This window comes from Streptomyces sp. CBMA123 (genome assembly GCF_014596465.1).
Taxonomy (GTDB): domain Bacteria; phylum Actinomycetota; class Actinomycetes; order Streptomycetales; family Streptomycetaceae; genus Kitasatospora.
Map to the genome: position 1 here is coordinate 1 of NZ_MECK01000313.1, position 5,682 is coordinate 5,682.

Annotated in this window: 5 protein-coding genes and 1 pseudogene; 2 read left to right on the top strand and 4 right to left on the bottom strand. The window is 72.0% G+C overall.

Annotated elements, in window-relative coordinates; all coding sequences use genetic code 11:
• Nucleotides 1-67 precede the first annotated feature (67 nt).
• The gene (locus tag BG452_RS28665) at nucleotides 68-700 is read right to left on the bottom strand and encodes a hypothetical protein (RefSeq protein WP_188307256.1); all 633 of its coding nucleotides are present in this window, start codon (nucleotides 698-700) and stop codon (nucleotides 68-70) included.
• 109 nt (nucleotides 701-809) lie between these two features.
• Between BG452_RS28665 and BG452_RS28670 the strand changes: the two genes are divergently transcribed.
• A complete protein-coding gene (locus tag BG452_RS28670) occupies nucleotides 810-1,322 on the top strand; it encodes a SigE family RNA polymerase sigma factor (protein ID WP_188307257.1) in 513 nt (170 codons plus the stop codon).
• Nucleotides 1,319-2,344, top strand: a complete 1,026-nt coding sequence (locus tag BG452_RS28675) for a hypothetical protein (RefSeq protein WP_188307258.1) — start codon at nucleotides 1,319-1,321, stop codon at nucleotides 2,342-2,344. Before BG452_RS28670 ends, BG452_RS28675 begins: the two co-directional genes overlap by 4 nt.
• A 69-nt stretch (nucleotides 2,345-2,413) precedes the next feature.
• Here BG452_RS28675 and ahcY read toward each other — a convergent pair whose 3' ends face one another.
• The 3 genes and pseudogenes from ahcY to BG452_RS28690 form a co-directional block, all read right to left on the bottom strand.
• Nucleotides 2,414-3,862 carry an adenosylhomocysteinase gene (ahcY, locus tag BG452_RS28680; RefSeq protein WP_188307259.1) on the bottom strand — a complete coding sequence of 483 codons (1,449 nt, stop codon included), beginning with the start codon at nucleotides 3,860-3,862 and terminating at the stop codon, nucleotides 2,414-2,416.
• Nucleotides 3,863-4,208: 346 nt separating this feature from the next.
• Nucleotides 4,209-5,186: a cation diffusion facilitator family transporter gene (locus BG452_RS28685; RefSeq protein ID WP_188307260.1), complete on the bottom strand. Its 978-nt coding sequence runs from the start codon at nucleotides 5,184-5,186 to the stop codon at nucleotides 4,209-4,211.
• 69 nt (nucleotides 5,187-5,255) lie between these two features.
• Nucleotides 5,256-5,682, bottom strand: a pseudogene (locus BG452_RS28690) (SIS domain-containing protein); the annotation flags it as partial.

Consider the following 5,682-nt stretch of genomic DNA (forward strand, 5'->3'; position numbering starts at 1 on the left):
ACCCCCCGAGGCCCGCCAATCTGAGCCCCACCCGGCTGAGCCCGAGCCACCGGAAGGGCCTGCCCCGCTACTCCTCCCCCACCGACCAGGCGTTCGGCGGCGACGCCAGTTCCTCCAGCTCGATCCCCCCCGCCGCCAGCACCACGTCCCCCGCCAGGTGCACGACCTGCTGCTCCCCCGTCTCCAGGTCCGCCACCTGGTACCGCTCGACCAGCAGCGGCCCCGAGTCCGTCTCATGGGTGTCCACACCCTCCAGCAGCCACCCCTGGTCGAAGGTGCGCGGCGCCAGCACCGGCTCGCTGAACGCCACCAGCCGCACCCGCGCGCTCGCGCCCTCCCGCAGCCGCAGCATCCGGGCGGTGGCGACCAGGAAGCCCGGCGAGCGCCCGGCGAAACCGTGCGCCCGGTCGTGGCCCTCCACCGTGTGCTCGCCACCCGGGTCGGCCGCGTCGGTGCGCACCCAGGCGACCCCGTCCACCGCGCCGCCGCGCACCTGCCAGCCCCCGGCCCGCAGCTCCATCCGCAGCGGCCGGGCCCGCGAGTCCAGCGTCAGGTCGACGCTGCCGAGCACCCGGCCGTCCGGCGCGTAGGTCTTGGAGACGTACCGCCACCCGGCCGCCCCGGGCGCGCAGCTGAAGCGCTCCTCGCCGAGCAGCAGGTGGTCGTGGGTGTCATGGAGCGAGTACCGGCCGTTGGGCATGCCCGAAGCCTACGCATCGTCGTCCCGTGCAACATTCCGGGCCGGTCCCCGCATTAGAGGGTGGGACGGCGCGGGAGAGACGCCGTCCGGACGACGAGAGGGGGTGCGGATGGCGAAGCAGACGCGCGACGCGGAGTTCACGGAGTACGTGACCTCCAGGGGCGGCTGGCTGCGCAAGGTCGCCTATCTGCTGTGCGGGGACTGGCACCGGGCCGACGACCTGGTGCAGGAGACCATCACCAAGCTGTATGTGCACTGGTCGAGGGCGAGCCGGACGGACAACATCGACGGCTACGCCCGCCGCACGCTGGTCAACACCTTCCTCGCCGAGCAGCGCACCTCCTGGTGGCGCCGGACGATCCGCACCGGCGTCCCACCGGAGACCGCGGCCGCGACCCTCGACCTGGACGTCTCGCTCGACCTGCGCAGAGCCCTGGCCGACCTGCCGCCCCGACAGCGGGCCACCGTCGTCCTGCGCTACTACTGCGACCTCTCGATCGACCAGGCCGCCGAGGCCCTGGGCTGTTCCTCCGGCAACGTGAAGAGCCAGAGCTCACGCGCCCTGGACGCCCTGCGCCGCAGTCTCGTTCCCGTTCCCGCGGTCGCGGAGAAGACCTCATGAACAACCTCGAAAACACAGAACTCATGTTCCAGCTCAGGGACTTGGCCGAAGAACCGGCCCCGCCGCCGGCCTTCGACGCCGCCACGTCCATCGCCCGGGGCCGCGCCCGACTGCGCGCCCGGCAGGGGGCCGCGATCGGCGCGGTGGCCGCCGCGACGGCGCTCACGGTCGGCTTCACGGCCCTGCTGCCCAGGGCCGGGAACGCGGTGCCCACCGTGCCGCCGGCCTCCGTCGCGGCCACCCCGGTCCCGTCCCCCACCGCGAACGCCATCGACGGCACCCCGCTGCTCACCGACGAGCTGAAGGTCGGCTGGCTGCCCGACTGGGTGGACCGCGAGCACGGTCTCAGCTTCAGCGCCGGCTCCTTCGGTTCCAACCTCGTTGCCGAGGAACCGAACCCGAACATGCGCCGCCTCCAGGTCACCCTGCGCGCCCCCGGCCCCGAGCCCGTCCTCGGAACCCACCCGGACGAGGCGAAGGTCCCGGCCGCCCCGATCAACGGGCAGACGGCGTACTGGGTCGAGCATCCGACGGATCCCCGCTACGACCGGAGCAGCCGGGTCCTCCGGTGGCAGACCGCCGACGGCCGGTGGGCGCAGATCAACACGACGCACGTCTCCTCGGCGGCCATCCCCGACGAGGACCTCATCAGGATCGCGGAGTCCGTCACGGGCGGAAGCCGGGACGTCCCGATGCCGCTCTGGCTGAGCGGGCTGCCGGCGGCTGTCCGGCCGGACTCGGCATCCGTGGTCCGCTCCACCGGCCCGGCGCCCTGGTCGGCGCAGATCGTCCTGGCGGTCGAGGGCGGGACGGTCACGGTCACGGCGTCCCCGGCGAGTGACCCGAGGGACTTTCCGCCCACCCAGCGGTGCCGGAGCGAGGCCGGCCTACAGGTCTGCGTGACCACGGCTCCCGCTGTCCTGCCCCGGCTCGACCGGTTCGGCGGCCTGCCGGGCCTGCTGGACCTGGTGCACGTCACGGGCGCTGACGAGAGCACCTGGACGACCAGCAACCTCCGCTGAGCCCGGACGCGCCGGTGGCCGGCACCCCGCCCAGGGGTGCCGGCCACCGGCGTCGGAGACATCACCGCATCAGTAGCGGTACTGCTCCGCCTTGTACGGGCCCTCGACCGGAACGCCGATGTAGTCGGCCTGCTCCTGGGTCAGGGTGGTGAGCTTCACGCCCAGCGCGTCCAGGTGCAGTCGGGCGACCTTCTCGTCCAGGTGCTTCGGCAGCACGTAGACGCCGATCGGGTACTCCTCGGTCTTCGTGAACAGCTCGATCTGGGCGATCGTCTGGTTCGCGAAGGAGTTGGACATCACGAAGGACGGGTGGCCGGTCGCGTTGCCCAGGTTCAGCAGGCGGCCCTCGGAGAGGACGATGATGGTGCGGCCGTCGGCCTTGCGCCACTCGTGGACCTGCGGCTTGACCTCGGTCTTCACGACGCCGTCGAGCTTGGCCAGGCCGGCCATGTCGATCTCGTTGTCGAAGTGGCCGATGTTGCCGACGATGGCCTGGTGCTTCATCCGGGCCATGTGGGAGGCCATGATGATGTCCTTGTTGCCCGTGGTCGTGATGAAGATGTCGGCGGTCTCGACCACGTCGTCCAGGGTGGCGACCTGGTAGCCGTCCATCGCGGCCTGGAGGGCGCAGATCGGGTCGATCTCGGTGACGATGACGCGGGCGCCCTGGCCGCGCAGCGACTCGGCGCAGCCCTTGCCGACGTCGCCGTAACCGCAGACGACGGCGACCTTGCCGCCGATCAGGACGTCGGTGGCGCGGTTGATGCCGTCGATGAGCGAGTGGCGGCAGCCGTACTTGTTGTCGAACTTCGACTTGGTGACCGAGTCGTTGACGTTGATCGCCGGGAACAGCAGCTGGCCGTCACGGTGCATCTCGTACAGGCGGTGGACACCGGTGGTGGTCTCCTCGGTCACACCCTTGATGGTGGCCGCGACCTCGGTCCACTTGTTCGGGGTGTCCTTGAGGGTGCGGTTGAGCAGCTCGAGGATGATCCGGAACTCGTCGTTGTCCGCGGTGGACGGGTCCGGAGCGGCACCGGCCTTCTCGAACTCGACGCCCTTGTGGATCAGCAGGGTGGCGTCGCCGCCGTCGTCCAGGATCATGTTCGGGGTCTTGCCGTCAGGCCAGGTCAGCGCCTGCTCGGTGCACCACCAGTACTCCTCCAGGGTCTCGCCCTTCCAGGCGAAGACCGGCACGCCCTGCGGGTTCTCCGGGGTGCCCTCCGGGCCGACGGCGATGGCCGCGGCGGCGTGGTCCTGGGTGGAGAAGATGTTGCAGGAGCACCAGCGGACCTCGGCACCGAGCGCCGTGAGGGTCTCGATCAGCACCGCGGTCTGGACGGTCATGTGCAGCGAGCCGGTGATCCGGGCGCCGGCCAGCGGCTGCGCCTCGGCGTACTCGGCGCGGATGGACATCAGGCCGGGCATCTCGTGCTCGGCCAGCTGGATCTCCTTGCGGCCGAACGGCGCCAGGGAAAGGTCGGCGACCTTGAAGTCACCGGTGATGTCGGTCGACATGCGTCTGCTCCTCGCTGATGGGGTGGGGCATGGCCAAGGTCCGGATGTGCGGTGCGCATGGCGGGCCGTACGGGTGCACGGCTACGCCGGGGCGACCTGGTCCGTGGTGACGGACCGGTTCCCCGCTGCGCAGCACAAACCGCCGGAGGACCTCTCTCCCTCGACCGGCGCACACCCTACGGGTGCGGGCCGCCGATCGACCGCCATCAGCAGCGACGTTCTGGCTCTGGTGACGAATCTACACCGGCCGCCCCACCGGCCGTCCGCGGATGACCGATTTCCAGCGCCGGATCCGACCGCCGCTCGACCGGGACCCACCCCCGGAAGCTCCGGGGAGGACGGCCCGTCAGTGCGCCGCGTCCGGGCCGGGCCCGCCCGGGGTGGCGGCCGGGTCCTCGCCTGCGGCGGCCTTCTCGGCGCTGTAGACGTCGGGCTCCAGGTAGATCGCCCGCGCGATCGGCACGGCGGCGCGCACCCGCTCCTCGGCGGCGTCGATGGCCCGCGCCACCCGCTCGGCGCTGTCCCGCGCGTTGACGGCGATCTTGGCGGCGACCAGCAGTTCCTCCGGGCCGAGGTGCAGGGTGCGCATGTGGATCACCCCGGTGACCGCCTCGCCGTCCACCAGCGCGGCGCGGATCCGCCGCACCGACTCCTTGTCGGCGGACTCCCCGAGCAGCAGCGACTTGGTCTCCAGCGCGAGCACCACCGCGATCACCACCAGCAGGACGCCGATGCACAGCGTGCCGACGCCGTCCCAGACGCCGTTGCCGGTGATCACGGTGAGCGAGACGCCGAACAGCGCGAACACCAGGCCGATCAGCGCGCCGGCGTCCTCCAGCAGCACCACCGGCAGCTCCGGCGCCTTGGCGGTACGGATGTACTGCACCCAGCCCTGGGCGCCCTTGGCCCGGACGGACTCCCGCACCGCGGTGCGGAAGGACCAGCCCTCCATCGCGACGGCGAAGAACAGCACACCCACCGCCCAGCCCCAGGAGTCCAGCGCCTCGGGGTGGTTGACCTTGTGCCAGCCCTCGTAGACCGCGAACAGGCCACCGACGCTGAACAGCACGATCGCCACCAGGAAGCCGTAGATGTAGCGCTCGCGCCCGTACCCGAACGGGTGCTCCTCGTCCGCCGCCCGGCGCGCCCGCTTGCCGCCGATCAGCAGCAGCACCTGGTTGCCGGAGTCCGCCACCGAGTGCACGCCCTCGGCCAGCATCGAGGAGGAGCCGGTGAACCCGAAGGCCGTGAACTTGGCCGCCGCGATCGCCAGGTTCGCGGACAACGCCGCCACCAGTGCCTTCGTCCCGCCCTCTGCGCTCATGGGCTGAGACTAGGGCGGGTCCGACAATTCCCGCCAGGCGCGCGAAGTGTCGGACCGGCCCCAGCGGCCTCAGGACTGCGCCGCGGCGAGCCCCAGGTAGACGGCGGCGAAGTCGGTCAGCGCGATCAGGTCGGCCAGCGCGTGCAGCGGGTCCGGACGGGTGCTCGCGTACTCGGTCAGCCGTACGTCGTGGGCGGCGGCCAGCCGGTGCGCGCGGTTCGCGCCGAAGCTGCGCGGCCGCTCGTCGTCCTCGGTCACCTCGGCGGGGCCGTCCTGCTCCTCCGACGTGCCGGTGCCGGGGACGTGCCGCAGCAGCAGCACCTGGAGGTGCAGCGGGTCGGGCTCCTCGACCCGGTCGCGGAAAAAGTCGTCCGGGTCCGCGCCCGCGCCCAACTGGCCGGTGAACATGCCGCGGTGGGCGGTGAGCACCTGCGGCAGCGGGCCGGCCAGCGCCGGGCGGCCGGCCCGGTCGGCCAGCTGGGCGGCGAACCGGGAG

What these genes read in the sequence shown, in the direction of transcription:
- BG452_RS28665 (WP_188307256.1), bottom strand. Translation starts at nt 700, where the DNA reads ATGCCCAACGGCCGGTACTCGCTCCATGACACCCACGACCACCTGCTG.
- BG452_RS28685 (WP_188307260.1), bottom strand. Translation starts at nt 5,186, where the DNA reads ATGAGCGCAGAGGGCGGGACGAAGGCACTGGTGGCGGCGTTGTCCGCG.
- ahcY (WP_188307259.1), bottom strand. Translation starts at nt 3,862, where the DNA reads ATGTCGACCGACATCACCGGTGACTTCAAGGTCGCCGACCTTTCCCTG.
- BG452_RS28675 (WP_188307258.1), top strand. Translation starts at nt 1,319, where the DNA reads ATGAACAACCTCGAAAACACAGAACTCATGTTCCAGCTCAGGGACTTG.
- BG452_RS28670 (WP_188307257.1), top strand. Translation starts at nt 810, where the DNA reads ATGGCGAAGCAGACGCGCGACGCGGAGTTCACGGAGTACGTGACCTCC.